16 protein-coding genes are annotated in these 19101 nt (G+C 42.3%); 4 read left to right on the top strand and 12 right to left on the bottom strand.

Annotation, left to right across the window (positions count from 1 at the left end; genetic code table 11):
* Positions 1 to 256 precede the first annotated feature (256 nt).
* Complete coding sequence (locus OGM63_RS22015) at positions 257 to 793, top strand: hypothetical protein (RefSeq protein ID WP_263747795.1); 537 nt, start codon at positions 257 to 259, stop codon at positions 791 to 793.
* Between the two features lie 433 nt (positions 794 to 1226).
* On the opposite strand, the gene OGM63_RS22010 is transcribed toward OGM63_RS22015, so the two are convergent.
* The 5 genes from OGM63_RS22010 to OGM63_RS21990 all read right to left on the bottom strand — a co-directional run bounded on the left by OGM63_RS22010 (position 1227) and on the right by OGM63_RS21990 (position 11914).
* Positions 1227 to 3317 carry a C2 family cysteine protease gene (locus tag OGM63_RS22010; protein ID WP_263747794.1) on the bottom strand — a complete coding sequence of 697 codons (2091 nt, stop codon included), beginning with the start codon at positions 3315 to 3317 and terminating at the stop codon, positions 1227 to 1229.
* A 771-nt stretch (positions 3318 to 4088) separates the two neighbouring features.
* Complete coding sequence (locus OGM63_RS22005) at positions 4089 to 5843, bottom strand: S8 family serine peptidase (RefSeq protein ID WP_263747793.1); 1755 nt, start codon at positions 5841 to 5843, stop codon at positions 4089 to 4091.
* 685 nt (positions 5844 to 6528) lie between these two features.
* The gene (locus OGM63_RS22000; RefSeq protein WP_263747792.1) at positions 6529 to 9240 is read right to left on the bottom strand and encodes a type I secretion system permease/ATPase; all 2712 of its coding nucleotides are present in this window, start codon (positions 9238 to 9240) and stop codon (positions 6529 to 6531) included.
* Positions 9189 to 9947: a peptidylprolyl isomerase gene (locus OGM63_RS21995; RefSeq protein WP_263747791.1), complete on the bottom strand. Its 759-nt coding sequence runs from the start codon at positions 9945 to 9947 to the stop codon at positions 9189 to 9191. The genes OGM63_RS22000 and OGM63_RS21995 overlap by 52 nt, the downstream gene beginning before the upstream one ends.
* Before the next feature lie 713 nt (positions 9948 to 10660).
* On the bottom strand, positions 10661 to 11914 hold the full coding sequence (locus OGM63_RS21990; RefSeq protein WP_263747790.1) for an RNA-guided endonuclease InsQ/TnpB family protein: 1254 nt from the start codon (positions 11912 to 11914) through the stop codon (positions 10661 to 10663).
* Positions 11915 to 11975: 61 nt separating this feature from the next.
* Between OGM63_RS21990 and OGM63_RS21985 the strand changes: the two genes are divergently transcribed.
* Positions 11976 to 12188, top strand: a complete 213-nt coding sequence (locus OGM63_RS21985) for a hypothetical protein (protein ID WP_263747789.1) — start codon at positions 11976 to 11978, stop codon at positions 12186 to 12188.
* A gap of 259 nt (positions 12189 to 12447) precedes the next feature.
* Here OGM63_RS21985 and OGM63_RS21980 read toward each other — a convergent pair whose 3' ends face one another.
* Both OGM63_RS21980 and OGM63_RS21975 read right to left on the bottom strand, forming a co-directional pair.
* The gene (locus tag OGM63_RS21980) at positions 12448 to 12777 is read right to left on the bottom strand and encodes a hypothetical protein (RefSeq protein WP_263747788.1); all 330 of its coding nucleotides are present in this window, start codon (positions 12775 to 12777) and stop codon (positions 12448 to 12450) included.
* Between the two features lie 184 nt (positions 12778 to 12961).
* The gene (locus OGM63_RS21975; protein WP_263747787.1) at positions 12962 to 13255 is read right to left on the bottom strand and encodes a DUF1816 domain-containing protein; all 294 of its coding nucleotides are present in this window, start codon (positions 13253 to 13255) and stop codon (positions 12962 to 12964) included.
* Positions 13256 to 13809: 554 nt separating this feature from the next.
* On the opposite strand from OGM63_RS21975, the gene OGM63_RS29635 reads away from it, so the two are divergent.
* A complete protein-coding gene (locus OGM63_RS29635) occupies positions 13810 to 13959 on the top strand; it encodes a DUF4351 domain-containing protein (RefSeq protein WP_318528522.1) in 150 nt (49 codons plus the stop codon).
* On the top strand, positions 13943 to 14020 hold the full coding sequence (locus tag OGM63_RS21965) for a DUF4351 domain-containing protein (protein WP_318528521.1): 78 nt from the start codon (positions 13943 to 13945) through the stop codon (positions 14018 to 14020). The genes OGM63_RS29635 and OGM63_RS21965 overlap by 17 nt, the downstream gene beginning before the upstream one ends.
* Before the next feature lie 26 nt (positions 14021 to 14046).
* Here OGM63_RS21965 and OGM63_RS21960 read toward each other — a convergent pair whose 3' ends face one another.
* The 5 genes from OGM63_RS21960 to OGM63_RS21940 form a co-directional block, all read right to left on the bottom strand.
* Positions 14047 to 14334, bottom strand: coding sequence for a hypothetical protein (locus tag OGM63_RS21960; RefSeq protein ID WP_263747786.1), 288 nt, complete (start codon positions 14332 to 14334; stop codon positions 14047 to 14049).
* A 30-nt stretch (positions 14335 to 14364) separates the two neighbouring features.
* Complete coding sequence (locus tag OGM63_RS21955) at positions 14365 to 14697, bottom strand: hypothetical protein (protein WP_263747785.1); 333 nt, start codon at positions 14695 to 14697, stop codon at positions 14365 to 14367.
* A 606-nt stretch (positions 14698 to 15303) separates the two neighbouring features.
* Complete coding sequence (locus OGM63_RS21950) at positions 15304 to 15978, bottom strand: hypothetical protein (RefSeq protein WP_263747784.1); 675 nt, start codon at positions 15976 to 15978, stop codon at positions 15304 to 15306.
* A 645-nt stretch (positions 15979 to 16623) separates the two neighbouring features.
* Positions 16624 to 18489 (bottom strand): hypothetical protein, encoded by a 1866-nt coding sequence (locus tag OGM63_RS21945; protein WP_263747783.1) that lies wholly within the window; start codon positions 18487 to 18489, stop codon positions 16624 to 16626.
* A 394-nt stretch (positions 18490 to 18883) separates the two neighbouring features.
* The gene (locus OGM63_RS21940) at positions 18884 to 19093 is read right to left on the bottom strand and encodes a hypothetical protein (protein ID WP_263747782.1); all 210 of its coding nucleotides are present in this window, start codon (positions 19091 to 19093) and stop codon (positions 18884 to 18886) included.
* Positions 19094 to 19101: the final 8 nt, after the last annotated feature.

Genomic DNA, 19101 nt, shown 5'->3' with positions numbered 1-19101 from the left:
TTGATGCTGGGCATATTCCTGAAGTCTTCCGTTAAATAGGAATCACCTGATGCCATCGCTCAATTAGTTTCTTCGCTACCTGATTATGGGGTGCGACAAGCATTGGAACAGGAATGTACGCGCTCCGACGGGTTCCTGTGATAACCATCAAATCTTCACTCTCTGGCAACAACGTAATTGCGTATGTTTGATATTTATTATGTGCCAAAACAAATGTAAACTTAGTAATTGTTCAGCATTTTTGCAAAACTTGATTATGAAAATTTTTGTTACAGCTTGTGCCTTATTAGCACTGACGATTCCAACTTTCGTGGCTCCCCGTCAAGCCGTTGCAGATGAATCGAGAGAAAACAGTTGCCAATCAGTTGTAGGCACATACCTCGCAAGAAGCTCCTCACCTAGCGATCCTACCAGTGTTTCTAGTGAACTAATCACTTTTAACGGGGATGGGAACTTTACTGCCACTGGGTCAAATTCCGGTGGTGATCCGGATGCCACCAGCTTTGCGAACCAAACCTTTGGTCCAACACACGGCAGTTGGAAGTGTACAAGAAACCGGGAAATTATTGCCAGGGGATTTAATTTTAACTATCGAACACGCAACGGATTCCCACCCAGCATCAGTATCTCGACATATAGGTTAAGGTTTAATTCAAGAACTCAGACAGTAGCAGGGGAAGCCTCATTTGACGTTTACGATTTAAATAGCACTCCTCAAAACCCTGTCCGGTTACCAGATATAGGAGGTCCATTCCAGTCTAACTACGTAGGTAATAGAATCACACCGGAGTAAACCTTTTACGCTCGTCCACCCACCGATGAGCAGGATATCGGTGCAAAAAAAAGCCTGCCTTATTGGTAATTGAAAACACCATTACAGCTATTTTCATCTTAAATGAACCACATTATTTTTAGCAGATCGCACTCGGAGCAAAGCCGCAAAGGAAGAAATACAGAAAACTTGAGTGTGGTCTAAATAGATGAAAACTGCTGTAACTTATAGGGAGGGGTGTGGGGAGTCGGGGAATGGTGCGATCGCACGAGGGTTTGTGCAATGCCAGAATAATTGGTTGCACCATTAGAGATCGACCGCTATGCTTATTATGCGTTGCCGGAACCCTTGTAGAGACGTTGCATGTGCTACGTCTGGAACGTCTTTTATCGAGATGTCTATTCTCAACAAGCCGAAAGAAACCAGGTTTATTCACGAAAGACGCGTTCTAAGTTTATATAGTTTTGGTAGAATCCCAATAACTAAAGTTGCTTGCAATTTCGTTCCAAGCCAATTCTATGATGCCCGGTTTTGAGGAGCCGTTATCGATTCCCCAAGGGTTGAAAAGAGTAAACTTTTGAGTAGAGGAATTATAACCTACCACTGTATAACCATGAGCAGCGACGATATTTGATGCAACTCCAGTTTCTAAAGTTGCTAACCCAATTAATTGACCAGAATTAAACGCATTGACTATTGAGTTAAAGTCAAGAACATTAAAACTAGAAACGTTACGTCCGGTGATTTGGGCAAAAGCATCACTCATATATCCACCATGACCAATACCCTTGTAAGAATTGGTATTATCTTGATAAATCCATCCAGATTCATTGAGTTGAGCATAAGCTTTTTCGGCAAGAGTTACCCATAATTCATTTGTAGAATTCTTATAATAATTCCCCTTATTTGCATATGCTAAATACCCCGTGTCAGTGGTTGGTAAATATCTGTCTACCGTCACATAGTCAGCTACCCCATTTTTCCAGAAACGCACGGTGAAAGTATTATCACCGTTATCAATAAACATATTCTCAATTGTGCTGGGTGAACGGAAAGCTGTTTGAGATAAACCTGCTAAGAAGAAGCAGTCATTAATCACACCTTGTTTTATGTCTTGATAACTGATGCCATTTTGGAACAAAGAACCACTAGCATATTGATAAGTGTAGGGTGTTGTTGGGCGATCGCCACCATAAAACCACTTACTAATTAAGTTCTCCAACTGCACGTCACTACTACCAGTATCCAAGTTACCCAGTGTATTACTCTGATACTTTTGATTAGCAACATCACCATTAACAACTTTGTTAGCCAAAACGCGGACAGATTCGGGAATTTTTAAGTAAGAGGCATTGCTAACTAAAGTGCGGAGGTCTTTAACTTCTGTAGCATCAACTACACTGTTATCTTTGACTTCACGCAAGATGCTAATAATATCGTTGCGATCTAACACCTGATCTGCGAAACGCAACCTTGTTGCTGCACGTATACCAGTATCTTTAATATTCTGCTCAAACCAATCCCCACCATCCGCAACTACAGGAGTCGGTTGCAAAATGTTAAAGCTTGTTTGCCAAGTGTTGCTAGTAGCACCGACTTTATCATAAGCTCGTGCCCACAACTGATATTTACCATTAGTTAGACCGCTAATCGCATAGTTAAAGCTAGCATTGCGGTTATCGCTGCCTTGAGTGCTGAATTTATCCACATTGCTGATGATGTCCCAGCTTCCACCATCTTTTTGCAATCGAAACTCTACTTGCGCTAAGTCACTAATACCATTACCATCAAATACTGTAGTGTTAGTCAGTTTGACAGTTTCGCCTACTTGATAGCTGCTTTTATCAGTGTTGAATTGTAATGATTGCGGTGCTTCGTTGACAGAAACGCTAAAGCTTGTTTGGTAAGCGTTGCTAGTAGCACCAGATTTATCGTAGGCTTTTGCCCATAACTGATATTTACCAGCAGCTAAATTACTTAAACTGTAGTTAAAACTAGCACGGTTACTGTTGCTGTCACCGCTGAACTTGTTTACATTGCTGATGATGTCCCAGCTTCCACCATCTTTTTGCAATCGAAAATCTACTTGTGCTAAGTCACTGACACCATTGCCATCAAATACTGTAGCGTTAGCAAGTTTGACAGTTTCACCTACTTGATAGCTGCTTTTATCCGTGCCAAATTGTAATAATTGCGGTGCTTCGTTGCCAGAAACGCTCAGTTTGTAGCTAGTATTCGCACCACCCACTTGGTAGACTCGGATGTAGTAACTACCAGTTTCTAGAGTTGTGCTGATAGATTCAGAATTGCGACCATCACTATAAGAACCTGTAACTACGGCTCCATTTTTGTCTAACAGCTGCACATCTGCATTCGCTGATAGCTCGTTAAGGGCAAGATTAAAGCTACTACGACCACTGAGACTACAGGTGTAATAATCGGTTGGATCGCTTGTGCCAATCCACTCTGTAATTTTATTGGGGAGAGAAGTGATTTTTAAATAATTTGCTGTACTTAAATTATTGCCGGCGGAATCAACTGGCATAAATATTTCTGCGTCCTATGCTATGAAGATAAATTGACAAGACGCACCCTGAAGTCTTTGTTATCTAAAGCTTTTATAGCTACGCATCAAAACTAAGTTGATATGCGTTGTTCTATACTGCTGCTTTATCTACCAAACCAGCTAGGATAAAATTACGTATTTTAAAATACAAAATTTATAAAAGCTTACGAAAAAATGCTGAGAAAAATAGGCAAATATCTAGTTGAAAATTCGTAAATTTATTTAAATATATGTATGATTTATTTCAAAATTTATAGAGACGTTCCAGCGGAACGTCTCTACGACGGTTGCAAAGCAGTCTTTCCCACAAAGGGAAAAACACTGAGGTTTTTTTGGTGTTGCAAAAATTAAAATTGCCTGAATTAGATATCTGGTAGAAATTAAATATGCGTTATTCAGAACCTTTAGAGACGTAGCACAGAATCGTCACTAGGGATTCTTTTTCACTTTCGCATGTCTATTAGACATCTCCAGAGTCATATGTAGAGACGTAGCACAGAATCGTCTCTTGGGGTTCGGGCAACGCATAATTAATTTCTACTCCTATGTCTATTGAAGTGAGATTTCACAGGTAGTTTTGATTCTATGAGGAGTTGCGATCGCGCTCAATTTTGAAGCGAACTACTAAAAAACTCTGCCTCGAGTGAAGATTAAGGCAGAGCGTATAGTAAGGCATTTAGATGGAAAATGTAGACAGACCTAATCTAAAAACAACTTCCCAAAAGGTAGAGCAGGAGTTATTACTAGGACTTACGCAAAACCCCTGTCAAGAGCTTCTGCTCGTCGTACAGCAGCACCGGCATTAACTTGTCCGTAGCCATAAACCGTATCATAGCCGGCTGTACCCAAATCGTAGGCTGTTTCTGATAGAATAGCTTTGATTTGTCCAGCAGTAAGATTTGGATTAGCACTCCACACCAGAGAAGCTATCCCTGTAACAACAGCTGTTGATGCTGAAGTTCCATTAAAACGGTCATAGTAGCCGAAGCCATAAGTTGCAGATGAATCAGTACGAGTAGCAGATGTGGCAATAAATTCAGATGGTGCCGTTAAAGTCAAACCCTCTCCAGTGTTAGAACCCCACCAATCTTCATAGGAGATGCGCTCCCCTGGTGTTTTTGCATTGCCATACCAGTCTTTAGTTCCCCAAGAAGAACCTATTGCAACGACGTTGTTGTTAGTTTGCGCTAATGATGCGGGACTGGCAATTGTATTTTGGTCTTGATTGCCAGCTGCAATCACAAATAAGACTTTATCTTTGTTATCGGCAACCAGTTTCTCAAATGCAGGTGAGCTACCACCAGACAAGCTGAGGTTCACAACTAACTTGCGATCTCCAGCACCATTAATTAGTGCTTGCGTAGCTTGAACTAAATCGTAATCTCCTGAGTCACCACCGATGACATCGATCATCTCAACAGGAGATTTCCAGTTAATACCAGCTATCCCCACACCATTGTTACTAGCAGCAGCAATGGTTCCTTCGACACGAGTACCGTGGGAGAAAGTTGCCGATTCATCGAAGTAGTTGTTAGCCACGAAGGTGGTAGAGCGTAGATCGGGGTGAATACCATTACTATTAGCTCCCAACCCTGTATCTAAAATGCCAATTGCAACTTTATCATTACCTTGAGTAAAACGCCACGCATCATTTACACCTGTTATATGTAAATCCCACTGTTGATTAAACAAAGGGTCGTTGGGTGTTACAGATAAGTCAACGGTTTTGTCTTGAAATTTAATGGTTTCGATACCCTGAAACAAAATTTCGCTACCGTCGCTAAATGTTATGGCATCATACAGACGATTACCATTGCCTGCATTGTAAACTACACCGCCTTTTAAATTATCTGCATAGTTGGTTGTGACTGAAGTAGAAGCAATCTGTGATAAATTGAGGAAGTCTCGCGCTCCACTACCGTAGTCAACGTTGCCATTGCCAATGTAAATTGTTCGGTTGAAGCCAGATTGAAAATTAAAGGTATCTGCTCTGAGAGTTCCGGCGACAATGTTTATGTTGTTAGTAGGAGATGCGGGTGCGATCGCACTGTTAACATTTACCTCTGTCTTCCCAGAAGTTGAATTTATTGGTAAATTAGCAGAACTAGAAAATATAGTGCTAATAGTATCATCAAAGGGTCTTGCCGAGACAGTTAATTTATAGTTGGTTATGGCATTACCATCCGGATAAACCCGTATGTAATAAGTGCCTGCATCCAAGATTTGATTAATTGATTCTGCTTGCTTACCACTATGAGTTGAAGCACTTAATACCTCTCCTTGATCGAATTGACTATTATTGTTAGCATCCCGAATCAGCGCCACATCAGCATCTGCTTTTAACCCATCCAGGTTAAGATTAAAACTGCTACGACTCCTCAAGCTTAAGCTATAGAAATCATTTAGGTCGAGATTATCGACTCTATCCGTAAAAGTTTGGGCATTACTATTAATATCGACTTTTCTAGCTTTATCTAGACTGTTGCCTGCGTAATCCACTGGCATATTTTCGATCCGGTACAGGAGGTATATATTTTATCAAATTAGATGATGGCTTTCTTTTATTAAAAAAAAAATATTTTGTGCTTAAATTAACAAAGAAAATATAAAAAATTTACTTAATCTTCACGGTAATAAGAAAACTAAGTGACTCTATTCCAGAATCTCCCGACTAGAAGTCGGGAGAGTCTCAATGCAATAGACATCTCCAGAAATTAATTATGCGTTGCCCAAAACCCTTGTAGAGAAGCGATCGTCCGAAGTCACAATAATTCTTTTTCACGACGTTTGTCTAATAGACATCGATCGCTCTTTTAATATGCGTTATCCAGAATCCCTAGAGACGTTACATGTAACGTCACAATAATTCTTTTTCACTTCCTTTGTGTCTAACAGACATCGACCGCTATGCTTGTGATCCGTTACCACAAAGCCAAGAGACGTTACATGTAACGTCTCTACACCAAAATTCATCCCATCAATCAGCAACACCGAACTGATTAGACACAAAGGAAGTGAAAATAAACTATGCGTTGTCCACAACCTTTGTAGAGACGTAGCACAGAATCGTCACAATAATTGTTTTCCAACAGATGTCTATTAGACATCTCCAGAAATGAACTATGCGTTGCCCAAACCCCAAGAGACGTGAAATTTCACGTCACAATAATTGTTTTCCAACAGATGTCTATTATATATTTGCCTGCTGCCGTTGATATAGCGACCAATACAAACCTTTTTCTTGCAACAGTTGTGAGTGGGTACCACGTTCGGCAATTACACCACGTTCCATCACCAAAATCAAATCGGCACGTTTGAGGGGTGCAAAGCGGTGGGCAATCAGAAACACGGTGCGGTTACTAGAAACTTTTTGCAAGTTTTGCAGAACCTGCTGTTCAGTTTCACTATCCAAAGCGCTGGTAGCTTCATCTAAAATTAAAATTGGTGCTTGGGAGAGAAATAACCGAGCTAAAGCAATACGTTGCCGTTGTCCACCAGATAAAGCTGTACCGCGTTCGCCAACATTGTTTTCGTAACCGTAGGGTAATTCACTGATAAAATCGTGGGCAACAGCTAATCTGGCAGCTTCTACAACTTGTTCAGCGGTAATATCGGGATTGCCGAGGGTGATATTCTCCAAGATGGAACCGTTAAATAAAAAGTCTTCTTGAAGAACGACTCCAGTTTGTTGACGCAACGAGGCAAGATCGGCACTTTTGATATCAAAACCATCGATGAGGATGCGTCCTGATTCTATTTGATAAAGACGCTGCAACAGCTTGGAAAGGGTACTTTTCCCAGAACCTGACCGTCCGACAATGCCAACAAACTGTCCTGGTTGAACGTTAAAGGAGATTCCCCGAAGAACCGGTTCAGTATTTTGTCGGTAGCGGAAAAAGACTTGCTCAAAGGTGACTTCTCCTTTGAGGGCTGGTAAAACTAGACCGGTTCCAGCTTCCGCTTCTGGGGCAACGTTAAGAATATCACCAATTCGGTCAACCGAAAGTAGAACTTGTTGGAGATTTTGCCACAGTTGGACTAACCGCAATAATGGTCCTGTTACCCTCCCAGAAAGCATTTGAAATGCCACTAACTGCCCGATGGTCAGTTTTTGTTCGATGACTAATTTGGCGCCAAACCAGAGTATTAGCAGGCTGGAAAGGTTGGTGAGAAAGTCACCGATGTTGCTGCTAATGTTGGAGGTGGTGGAGGCTTTGAAACCTGTGCGGATGAAGCGAGCAAATAAACCTTCCCAGCGATCGCGTGCTACTGGTTCGGCTGCATGTGCTTTAACTGAGTGAATTCCTGTCACCGTCTCTACCAGAAACGATTGACTGTCAGCACTGCGGTTAAATGTTTCGTTCAGCCAACCTCGCAAAATTGGTGTTGAGACAATTGTCAGTATGGCAAATAACGGCAACACAGCCAAGGCGACTGCGGTGAGTTGCCCACTATAGTAAAACATCAATACCAGGTAAACCACGGCAAAGATGCTATCTAATATGACAGTTAATGCTGTACCTGTGAGAAACTGGCGGATTTGTTCTAGTTCTTGAACTCGTGCTATTGTGTCACCGACGCGCCGCGATTCAAAATAAGATAGAGGCAACCGCATCAGGTGGCGAAATAGCTGTGCTGATAAACTCAGATCCAGACGACGAGCTGTATGAGTAAAGATAAATAGCCGGAGGATGCCGAGTGCTGCCTCAAACAGTGATACTGATAATAGAGCGATCGCCATCACATCAAGTGTGGGCAAACTTTCTTGCACCATCACTTTATCGATGACGACTTGAGTAATCAGCGGTGTTGCTAACCCCAAAAGTTGCAAAGTAAAAGATGCCAGCAAGACTTCACCGAGTAATCCCTTATATTTTGCAACTGCGGGAATGAACCAACTCAGGTTAAATTTTTCTTGCTGCTGGATGACTTCTACTTGCCAAAGTTGTCCATCCCAAGCTGTTTCGGCAACTGATTGCGAAACACCTTCACAAGTGCTTAAGCTCGATTTGGGATTGGCAATAATTAGGCGATCGCCTTTCACGCCATATGCTACCACCCAATTGCCTTGTTTCCCTGGCTCACCACCCCACTGCAACAAAGCCGGAAAAGATAACGAACGTAATTCACTCCAACTTACTCGCAAACGCCGCAATATAAAACCTAACTTCTCAGCCGCTTCGACAACATTTTTCGGTCGTTGTCCTCTTAGTTGACGTTGTACCCATTCCAGTTGTAAGGGATTATCTAACTTTTGCGCCACCATTGTTAAACAAGCAGCGGCTGTGTTTGAGTTAGCAACGAATGGATAACCGGATACAGCAGTGGAGGAGTGGGGGAAGCGTGGTGTGGGAGAAACGGGGGAAACGGGGGAAAACTCTCCTTCTCTCCTTAGAGACAAGGAGTTTTCTGGTCTTTTTGGAGACAAGGAGTCTTCTTGTCTCCCCCTCTCCCCCTTTTCCTCCCCACGAAAGAACTGCTCAATTTGTGGAGTGGAAAATTCTGCCCAAAGTGCTTTATCCCAGCGAACTACGATTACTTCTTTACTCGCTGCTACAGCTTTAAAATCTACAGAGGATGAGTGCAACTCACCAAACCAATCCCCTGCCTCTAAAGTTGCTAACGGTGTACCCATACCTTCTTCGCGCAAGCGGACTTTACCAGAAACAATAAAAAACTGATAAATTCCTTCTTGCTTTGACCAGATTTTTTCCCCTAGCTTGTACTGACGGGTTTCTGAGCGATTTTTTAATTGAGATTGTTCTTCGGGAGTCAGCCAGCCTAAAGGCGGTTGATTCCAAGGTAAAGTTGCTAGCACACCTATTCTTAAAGATTCATTTTCCACGAGTTTTAGCTCACTTGGAGTTTCACTGTCAGCTTTTGAATTTTCTCTGCTAGCCATTTCTCAAACAACTCATTTTGTAGTGCTTGCTTTAGTTGAGTATCTTCTGAAGACGCGGGAAGAAATTGTTCTACTCGAAACAAACCGTAACGTCCTTCAAGTTCTATCGGTCCTACCAATTGTCCGGGCTTTGCCACATCAACACCCGCTCTTAGTATATCCGGCATCGTTCCCCTACTAACTGGTCCCATCATGCCGCTGACTATTTTGTCATCTGCAAGTGAATATTCTCTTGCCAGTTGCTCAAAACTTGCTCCTTCTTCGATTTGGATTTGCAGTTCCTCACCGAGTTCAGGGTTATCAACTATTATCCGAGAAAGTACTACTCGATCTAAATAAATTTTGCGTTCAATAAAATATTCTTGCTGTTTTGCTTGTGTGACTACGACTTTAAGTTTTTCTAATTTGAAGCCTAAAGCGACTGATGAGTGAAAGGTAGCGTAATCTGTACCATTATTTTTGAGCCAATCTTGGAAACTTTGGGGGTCAGTGAGTTGGTTTTTCAGCCGAAAGTCAATGATTGTCTGTTCGGTTAAAGCCGGACTGATCTCAATATCTTCTCGCATGGCAATTTCTTGCTCAATTACATGCTGGCGGAGAATATCGCTCATAAATTGTCCCAGTTTTCCAGACGCTTGGAGATATTTTACTGCTTGCTGGATAGAAATTGACTGGTCATCTACCATTAAAAATGATAAAGATTCCATAAAGTAAATACGTAAATATGACTATAGAAGTATACTTAGATTTGGAAGTAAATCCTGCTAATTTTGAGCTAGATTATCTGCCAATTTTAGTTTAACGTCAGGGGCAAGGCATTTAATCAGTAGACATCTGAGTGAAATTAAGCTTCAGAAAAGGCAACTTTTCTGTTATACACGACAAGACAGCCATTCCTAGGATACTGTTAGTTGTTTGCTATTTCAAGCTCGCTGCTGACAAAATGAAGCGCGATCGCCTGACCATTTCCCCCCTTGATCTGATATCCGCAGATTTCCAGCGACATCTTCGGATATCGTAATTCCCTGGTTTTCCTGCCAAGAACAACTGATCTTTATCGTTATTGTTAAAATTCTTCACTAAGGCGTAGTCTTTATCACCCTGACCAACATAGTAACGTTGAATCGTACCATCAGCACTGCGGAACCAACCAAGAAGCGATTCGGTGAGGGTTCCTGTGTCGGTCGAATGAACTAAAAGATCAACTTGACGACACCAAAATCTGTGGGGTTTGAGCCAAAATAATACTGTCCGGGTTCAAATCCAGAAGGTTCAAAACCGGACGCAATCGGGACACCACTATGAACAGCCTCAGTTGTTCTAACTACGACTTACGCATTGACAAAATAGCCAACAAGATAGTAAGCGTGAATGAGAAAATTTTTAGGCGATCGCTAGATATTAGGGACTTCCAATGTCCCTAATATCTATGTTGTCGTAAACTACCTACACCGATTCGGAGTACCGAATACGGAGTAGGCGCCTCAGTTGCCCTAGAATCTAATAGCGCGGAAATATCGCAGCTAAGATATTCTGAACCGCAGGGACGGTTTACAGTCGCCCCTAATTGTTTTATGACATTCGCTGCGTTGTAATCAGAATCCCCTTTCCAGTCGCAATGACCGCAATGATATTTCTTTCCATTACGATAAGACTGACCTTTTACGGGATGGATATGCAAGCAGTTATGACAGGTCTGCGAGGTATAGGCAGGATTCACCAAAACAACTGGAACGCCATAAATATTTGCTTTGTACTGAATAAACAGTTTTAGTTGGTAAAACGACCAACAGTTAGCTAGAAAGCGTTGTTCGCGGCTTCGAGTCGTGGTATTGGTGCGTTCTCTAATCCCTGTCAAATCTTCTAAGACAACGTGCGAATACGAGGTACATCGCGCTCCTAAAACAATTTGCAAAGAGATATTATGGTTTAACCATGTCTGGAATCTGCGATCTTTGCCAGCTAACCGTTTCTGTAGTTGTCGGCAACGTCTGCGACTACTACGAGTGCCTGAACTAGCTTTGTATTGTAACCTAGCGCGGATTTTAGAATACTTAGCCCGCACCTTTTCGATGTCTTTACCTGAGAAAGATGTTCCATCACTAAGACTCGCGATGTCTACTCTCCCTAAATCAACACCCAAGTAATTGTTTTTACTTGTTATTAGCGGAACATCATTTTTTGCATTTACTTTTACCTGAATATGCAAGTACCAATTAGCTTTACGTTTAACAAGTGTCGCGCTAGAAGGTTCAGAACGACGAGTATCCAGCATTTCGCGCTGGTAATCTCCAAGCATCAAACCAACTTTAATTCGCTTACCTAAGACTGATAGGCTAACTGTTTTTAAATCACGGGCAAGCGAAAAAGTGCGGGCATCGTACAATACAGAACCTGGTTTAAACTCAGAAACGGATGCTACTTTGCGGTTTCCAGCAACGCGGATACAAGCTTGAATAACGTGATTCGCTTGCATCCCTGATTTAATTTTTGCGTCCGCGTAAATCAGCTTTTGGATTTTGGGTGCGCTTTTATATTTAGGATCGACACTAGTGTTGATGTAATTACAAGTTGCTGCAAACATTAACGACAAGTTGGTAAAATCTTGCTTTTGTTGCGGAGTCGTTATCAACTTACACGCAACTGTCAAAATTTGCGGGTCTTTTTTGTACATCAACATTACCTCCTTGTCTAATACTATAATAGTAATATACCACTATGTACAAGGAGTAGTTATGCCTTTCCAGAAGAATCACAAATATCGTTGGAAACCGGAAGGAGAAAAAGCTTTAGATGCCAAACCACTCTGCTTTAAGATAGATACGGAGTTAAAAACACAACTTAAAGCAATTCCCGGTTGGCAAAACAAACTTAGAGATGCGCTACCAGAGTTAGTCGTTAAGTGGAGTAGCGAGATTGGCAATTCCTCCTCGACCAACATCCCGTAATAACCTGCGGTTATTTTTGGTGGTTGGTCAACTCGTCATTGCCCACCATTCCTCCCGCCACTGATTCTGAGTACAGAATTCAGTGGGGGACTCCTGATGATTCAGTTGATAATACACATCTCCAGAAAAAAGGTAGAGACGTAGCAGTGCTACGTCTCTTGGGGTTCGGGCAACGCATAATTAAATTCGGTCGATGTCTAATGTCGGGAACGTTATGCGAATATTGAAAATGCAGAGTGGGACTCAAAAATTCGTAGTTTTAGATTCTGGAGTTCAAACTAAAGTAGTCACTAAGCGAGTCAGCATTTTCTCGCAGGATATGCAAGATACTCCCGTGAATCACTGTTTCCATGTACAACCGCTCCTTTGTCGGGGGTGGATACAGCGCTTTCGGCTTTTTGGGTGGTTCCTGTACCCCTTGAACTGCATAGCGGTTGGGGATTTGACTGAGAATATGGGCAATTAGCTTTTGTCGCAGTTCATGAATCGAAAAGGCTGATTGATAAGGATGTACAGGATACTCATTTAAGGCATTTTCAATTTCTAGAATGACAGTTGGTAATGTCAAATTGATTAATTCGTGTGACATTTTGACCTCTAATTCACGATTATTGAAGCAAGATTGCGGATGACAGCAGTTTTCGATCTTACAAATATCATCGGATATGAAAACTGGGATAGGTGTTTTGCGTTCTAGCGAGCAATGCTCTCCCAAATCGATGAAAATCGAAACATGTGCGGTAGACAACTGTTTGCCTCAAAAGCTCAATCTTTCAAGCCCCTGTCTCAGTCCCTGCCTGCCGTCCGGGATAGTTGACTTCATCCTCTTCAATCGTTAGCTCCCGTGGCTGAACCCGCTTGAAAGTAACAGCAATTACTTGAGCTGATTCCTGTTTGAGGTCTTCAATGTAGCCCGAAACGGCTTTTTGAGCTGACTTGGCAAACGCAAAAGGTCCAAAGTAGTAAGTACATCGGGGCTGCTCAGTCACAATTTCGATCCACAAAGCTAATCTCGACTGTTCTAAAACAGATATTAAAGACTCTTTCAGCGTTTTTGACAAATTCATAGTTCTGGCGATTTCTTATAGGGTAGGTGCATTGCGGTGAGTTAATAGCTTCGTTAAATCCATAAGCGACTATGTACAAGCGCTCCTTTATAGGGGATGGATATAGCGCTTTCGGCTTTTTAGGTGGTTCCTGTACCCCTTAGACTGCATAGCGGTTGGTGATTTGACTAGCCGCGTGAGAGAAATGGAAGCGGAGCTTATTTATAACGTTTCAAACGGGCATTTCTTGATAGCAATGACTGCAACAAAAGTAAATTTCTCTATCGCGTGCGTGACGGAGTAAAGTATTTGAGCAGCAAAGGCAAATAGTCCTCATCACCATAGATTGTCCGATTGTTTTGTGTGTGATCCCTTGGCTGCGACTAGGGACAATTTCGCTACGGAATTGTACTAAACCTGTTAATAAAAATTCCATTTCCCGATTCCCTTATAGAAAGTCCTTTTCCTTTACTGTGACAAAGTGTTGTTTGAGTTCCTGATTAAGTTGATTGACTACGACACAAAACTTAATTAAAAATGTTTTAATAACACAATTTTAGAGATATCTCCGAAAAATAATTATACATTGTGAGCAAAAAGGTGAGCAAAAAGGTGAATTAAAGCTTGTTCTGCGGCAGTTAAACCGACGGTTGGGAACTATTGGGACTGATCTACAAGTTCAAATTCAACCGGAGCGCGATCGCTCAGTTGGAAAACTTGGGTGAGGCACTGCTAGATTTTTCTGAATTGGCTGATTTGGTTGCTTGGTTGCACCGAAATCAGTAATCATCTCCGGAAACTTTAAATATGCTTTACTGCGAGTTAGAGCGCATTGCAAAAGGCTTGACATTCTGCCAATGAGGCATGGATGCAGGTTTAAAATCGGGTGGGACGGGTTGCCAATATCCTATTTTATTGATAGGAGTATATGTCACTTGGGATGTGGAACCGTCATTTTGTCGCCATTTGACGATTTGTTCTGCAACAGATTTACCAAATTCAATTCCTTGGGTCTTTGATTCACCTGGGGGAATTTCTTCCAAAGATGTATCTAGTTCCGTATTTAAGTTAGTAACTTGGTTGGGATAAAGCTGACTCAATACAAAAGAAGCAGCTGCGATCGCAACTGCTTATTTTGATGTCTTTGCAGGAGCTTTTTGTTTAACTTGGTATGGCTGGTAAGTAGGCGAAATGGCATTAACAGCATCATAAACTGCTGCGTGTACCATCGCTAAGTTATGAGCCGCCATTGGTGCAGAAGTTTTTTCTGCCTTAATTATCTCAAGGGCGATCGCATTCCAACGAATTACTTGATCTGGAGATTTTTTTATTGGCTCAACTTCTTGAGCGACAATTTTAGCGGTAGGTAAAGCAGAGAATATAAGGTTTGGAAAAGAAGCGATCGCTATTATGGTTGCAATTGTTGCGATCAGCATCGGCTGAGTAACTTTTGTTTTAATCATACAAAGACGGAAACCGAATTTAACAATCGAGCAAAATGAGAACTGAGTATTAAGTAGATGGGCATAAATAAACGCTCCTTAACGTAGTAACGGCAAGAGCCGTTAAAATCCCGACTCGAGGAGCGGTAAACCGCTCACCCTCCGGGTTCGCCAGTCGCTCATGGGGGAAACCCCCAAGACCGCGCTGGCTCACTACGAAGAGCGGAGAGTATTTTATATTTAATTTCGCCCACTTACTTCCTCAGCCTCGTTGAAATTTTTTGACGGTTGCATTCAGATATTACTAAAAAGCTTCGTTATCTTACTTATTTGCGGTTTTCCGTTGATTTACATTTGGCAACAGTCCAGTCATAGAAAGTCCAGTAAGTGTGAGTGCAAGTAAACTCAAACCTAAAATTCCGCAATATACAATGTCAGAACCGAAGAACCTGCCTGCATGAAGCTTAAGAACAAAATTTGTGATCTTTTCCATTCCGTTTCTCGATTCTAAAATGGGTAATAAAATTCCAGTTAGAATCGTTAAAACTAGGGGAAATAGAGTTAATATTGATAGCTGACGGTGATAATTTCGGAATAAAACGCTAAGACGACGCATTTCAGTTTACCTTACAGTTTATTTAGAGTTGTTTGCATTTGTGTAAAAGCTGCGATCGCTTTTGCTTTATTCGGATTTTTCGGTTCGATTAGTGCTGCATAAACCGAATCCATCCCGACTTCCACCTCATCAAAAACTTGAGGTGATTTCTTTTTCACTGCTTCTTCAGATTGCTTCCAAAGTCCCAAAAATTCATCGTATTCGCGCTTTGCTCTGGTAAAGTTGCCGTCGTTGAGTGCTTCTATCCCCTCTGCCATCGGTCGCTTCATTGAGACAAGTGTTAGGAGTGAAAGATTAGCTGTTGTCGTTGACTGTTGAGCAGGTTTTGAAGCAACAGATTGACCGGAAACTACTTTGCTAGCATTTGCCTCAATCGTCTGATTTAATGCTTGGAATGCAGCGATCGCTTTGTCTTGATTAGGAGATGATGTTTCAGTCAGACTCGCTTTCACCTGAGTTAATTCTTTGTCTATCTGTTGATAAGCATCTGGTGCTTTCTCCTTGAATGCAGGTTCAACCTTGTTCCAAAACTCTTGAAATTCTCCAAATTCTCGTTTTGCTCTAGTAAAGTTTTTGTCTCCAAGTGCTTCTATCCCCTCTGCCAAAGGTCGTTTTAGCGATACTGTGAGCGTCTCGGCAGTGGAACTATCCAGCGCTTCGGGTTTGCCTTCTGTGTTTGAATGCATAAAACTGTTTACTCCCCAGGCAGCAAGAAGAGCAACTACAGGCAGAAAAAGCAGAACCAATTTTGAAAAAGATTTGCTAGAAGAATGAGTTTCAGACATAGATTTTAACCCCTGTTCAATTTTTATCAGCTCTTCAAGAAGGCAGAACATCAAAGATAAAAGACAGAACACAGATAAGTCCCTTCTGCTTCTGTGAAATTGCAAGATATGAGAAAAGCGATCGCTTTATTGTTAGTATTTCTAAATTATTGATATTTCATCGCATTTAGTTAAAATTTACAATACTACATTTAAGATATTTTTTTAAGAAATTAGATAACTTTCTTCATATATTAAAGATGCGAAAATAGTTGCATATTAGCGCTTGGAATTTGACAATCAACGTCGATAAATTCAACATATTGTATGTAGAGACGTTCCATCGGAACGTCTCTAGGATTCATCCCGATGGAACGTCTCTAGGATTCATCCCGATGGAACGTCTCTAGGATTCATCCCGATGGAACGTCTCTAGGATTCATCCCGATGGAACGTCTCTAGAATTCATCCCACAATGGGTGCAATAACAATTCTGTTGCAGTCTTGGGTTTGAATCAAGATAAAAGCGATCGCTCTTTACAAAAAAGCGATCGCCTGAATCAAACTTTACACCACTGCCCTGAGCAAGTAAGCGCGAGTTCCAGTTTGAGTTGTGCCTGCGGCATCTCTGTAGGTGTAGCTGCCATTGGCAACAATATCACCGAAGTTGTTGATACCTGTAGCACTGGTCAACGTTACCGCAGAACCATTCACCGAAAGTGCAGCCGGATTGCTAACACTATTGTTTAGGTCAAAAATCGTGCCATCATTCCAGACAAAAGCGCGGTTTTGTCTACCCACGTTTTGTGCAGAACCCACAACTTGACCGAATTGGTTAATCCCATTAGCTGACTCGGTTGTGCCACCAAATCCACCTAATAAGGCAATCTCCCCATCTTGGTAGATAAACGCTTGGGTAATGGCTGTAGTACCTGTGCCACTGGTGACAGTACCAATGATTTGCCCAACGTCGTTAATATCGCGACCAGAGCTTTGGTCGTAGCCAAAAGTGCCGAGGTTCTTCAGAATATATTCCCCGGTTGCATCTTGTTCCCAAACCACAGCTGTATTAACAGTTATATCGTTCAGTTCGCCGTCGCCATCCACTAAACCAACGATTTGCCCCAGATTGTTAATGCCGCGTGCGGTGCCTGTATCGCCGCCAAGATCCGACAAATCGAACTTATTGCCATTGGCATCAAGATAAATCGGACGGCTATGGTCATCGCCATCGTAGATGTTGCGTCCGGCAATCTGCCCGCTATTGTTGATATCGAAGTAGTAGCTTTCGGCAGCGTAGGGACCGGTGCCAAAGGATGAGCCGGTTGGGGTTCCGGCGGTGACTCCTTCGTATTGGTTAATGGTCAAGCTGTAAGTACCATCAGTGTTTGCTGTCCACTTGAGACCGCGATCGCCTGCTCCAGTTGGGTAAGGTTGATCGCCTGCACCAACAATCATACCTTGATTGTTGATGGCGTTGATTAAACCACCGCGTCCCGGCATGGTGACGGTAGTACCGCCATCTGGACCGCCAATTTTATCACCTGTTAGTGTCAACAGTTTGATGCTGCCGTTCTCCCAAATATAGGGTACGTTGACGGGTGTGGTGGGTGAGGCAGAGGCAGAGGGGTTTCCGGTTGCAGCTCGTCCGGCAATTTGTCCGCGATCGTTGATGACATTCCCCGCTACGCTGGTGCTATTAGGGTAAGTGGTGGGTGCGCCTAGATCGACCACTTCATAGCTAAACAGTGGAGTTCCAGCAGGTACGAGGGATTTCACGCCCACTGTTGCGTCTTTCAGTGTTGCTAACAAATCGCTGCCAGATATGACTAATGTGTCCTTGCCCTCAGTTTCAAATTTGAGAGACTGGGCAGCAATATCACCTCCCAAACGCAGGCGATCGCTATTTGCTTTGAATCCATACACCGTCACCTCACCTTCACCACCAGAAAGAATCAGTTGGTTGACACTGCTACCAAAGAACACCGTATCGTTGCCAGTGCCTGCGTTAATCCGGTTTCTGCCAGTACCCGCATAAATGATGTCATTGCCTGCACCTGTATAGATTGCGTTGCTGCCGTTGCCGACAAACACCAAATCGTTACCTGCTCCAGTCAAAACGCGGTTATTGCCGCCTGCTGCGTTGACAATGTTATTGCCGTCACCTAAGTTGATGATGTCATTGCCGCTACCTGCATAGATTAAGTCGCGATCGCTTCCGGTGAGGACGATGTTGTTACCATCCCCCGCATAGATGGTTTGGTTGCCATCCGTTGCTGTAATCACATCGTTGTCATTGCCATAGTAGAGCGGCGCACTGCTTCGTGGAAGATTCGACTCTAGCCCCGAAGCGTAGCGCTCCCCAGACGTAGTGGCAGTAGAGAAGTTGCTACTCCTTTCTTGGGCAAATTCCAGTGGTTTACTATCTAACATGAATCCTATGTGTTGATGTGGACAATCAGAATGGACGATTTATCTGGGAAATACCGAAGGGCTTCGGTATTCCAAAGATGCCAAAACCACTAGATTTTTTTGCCTGTGGTTATCACTTAGATGCGTGAACCCTGCGTATTAAATACAACTATCATTAATTTTATGGAAAATCAATACTTATAGATAGTTATTTTCAATAAATTTGCGACCGAAAAATACACAAACGCATCTAGAGCGAAGTGTCAAAACCTCGCTCCGCCTTAATTAGCAATACAAACTTTGATTCATCAAGGTGTTAATGAATTCAAATAATATCTACTTGCTAATTGAAAGATACATTCAATAAGTTGAGAGATGTTTTTTATAAGCGCTCTTCGCGCTTACTACGAAGAATCTATTTCTTAATGGGTTTCACTGCCATCTGGCTACAAGTCTGCGCCCAAGAAATAACACCTTTAACTTTGGGATATTTACCTTCACAAGTTAGAGATTTGACAGGTTGACCGGCAAATTTCTTGTCTTGACTCACACGCAGCATCGCAGTTGGGAATGTCGCAGCAAAAGCGATAAAAACTCCTAACCAGACTAAAACATATCTGTGCATCTTGATTG

Source organism: Plectonema radiosum NIES-515 (genome assembly GCF_025753815.1).
GTDB classification, from domain to species: Bacteria; Cyanobacteriota; Cyanobacteriia; order Cyanobacteriales; family Nostocaceae; genus Hassallia; species Hassallia radiosum_A.
This window is presented reverse-complemented; position numbering and strand designations above follow the sequence as displayed.

Bases quoted from the DNA above. Each gene is read 5' to 3' on its own strand.
- OGM63_RS22000 (WP_263747792.1), bottom strand. From the start codon at position 9,240: ATGGCTAGCAGAGAAAATTCAAAAGCTGACAGTGAAACTCCAAGTGAG.
- OGM63_RS21995 (WP_263747791.1), bottom strand. From the start codon at position 9,947: ATGGAATCTTTATCATTTTTAATGGTAGATGACCAGTCAATTTCTATC.
- OGM63_RS21945 (WP_263747783.1), bottom strand. From the start codon at position 18,489: ATGTTAGATAGTAAACCACTGGAATTTGCCCAAGAAAGGAGTAGCAAC.
- OGM63_RS21975 (WP_263747787.1), bottom strand. From the start codon at position 13,255: ATGAATTTGTCAAAAACGCTGAAAGAGTCTTTAATATCTGTTTTAGAA.
- OGM63_RS21990 (WP_263747790.1), bottom strand. From the start codon at position 11,914: ATGTACAAAAAAGACCCGCAAATTTTGACAGTTGCGTGTAAGTTGATA.
- OGM63_RS21940 (WP_263747782.1), bottom strand. From the start codon at position 19,093: ATGCACAGATATGTTTTAGTCTGGTTAGGAGTTTTTATCGCTTTTGCT.
- OGM63_RS22005 (WP_263747793.1), bottom strand. From the start codon at position 5,843: ATGCCAGTGGATTACGCAGGCAACAGTCTAGATAAAGCTAGAAAAGTC.
- OGM63_RS22015 (WP_263747795.1), top strand. From the start codon at position 257: ATGAAAATTTTTGTTACAGCTTGTGCCTTATTAGCACTGACGATTCCA.
- OGM63_RS21980 (WP_263747788.1), bottom strand. From the start codon at position 12,777: ATGTCACACGAATTAATCAATTTGACATTACCAACTGTCATTCTAGAA.
- OGM63_RS21950 (WP_263747784.1), bottom strand. From the start codon at position 15,978: ATGCATTCAAACACAGAAGGCAAACCCGAAGCGCTGGATAGTTCCACT.
- OGM63_RS22010 (WP_263747794.1), bottom strand. From the start codon at position 3,317: ATGCCAGTTGATTCCGCCGGCAATAATTTAAGTACAGCAAATTATTTA.
- OGM63_RS21985 (WP_263747789.1), top strand. From the start codon at position 11,976: ATGCCTTTCCAGAAGAATCACAAATATCGTTGGAAACCGGAAGGAGAA.
- OGM63_RS21955 (WP_263747785.1), bottom strand. From the start codon at position 14,697: ATGATTAAAACAAAAGTTACTCAGCCGATGCTGATCGCAACAATTGCA.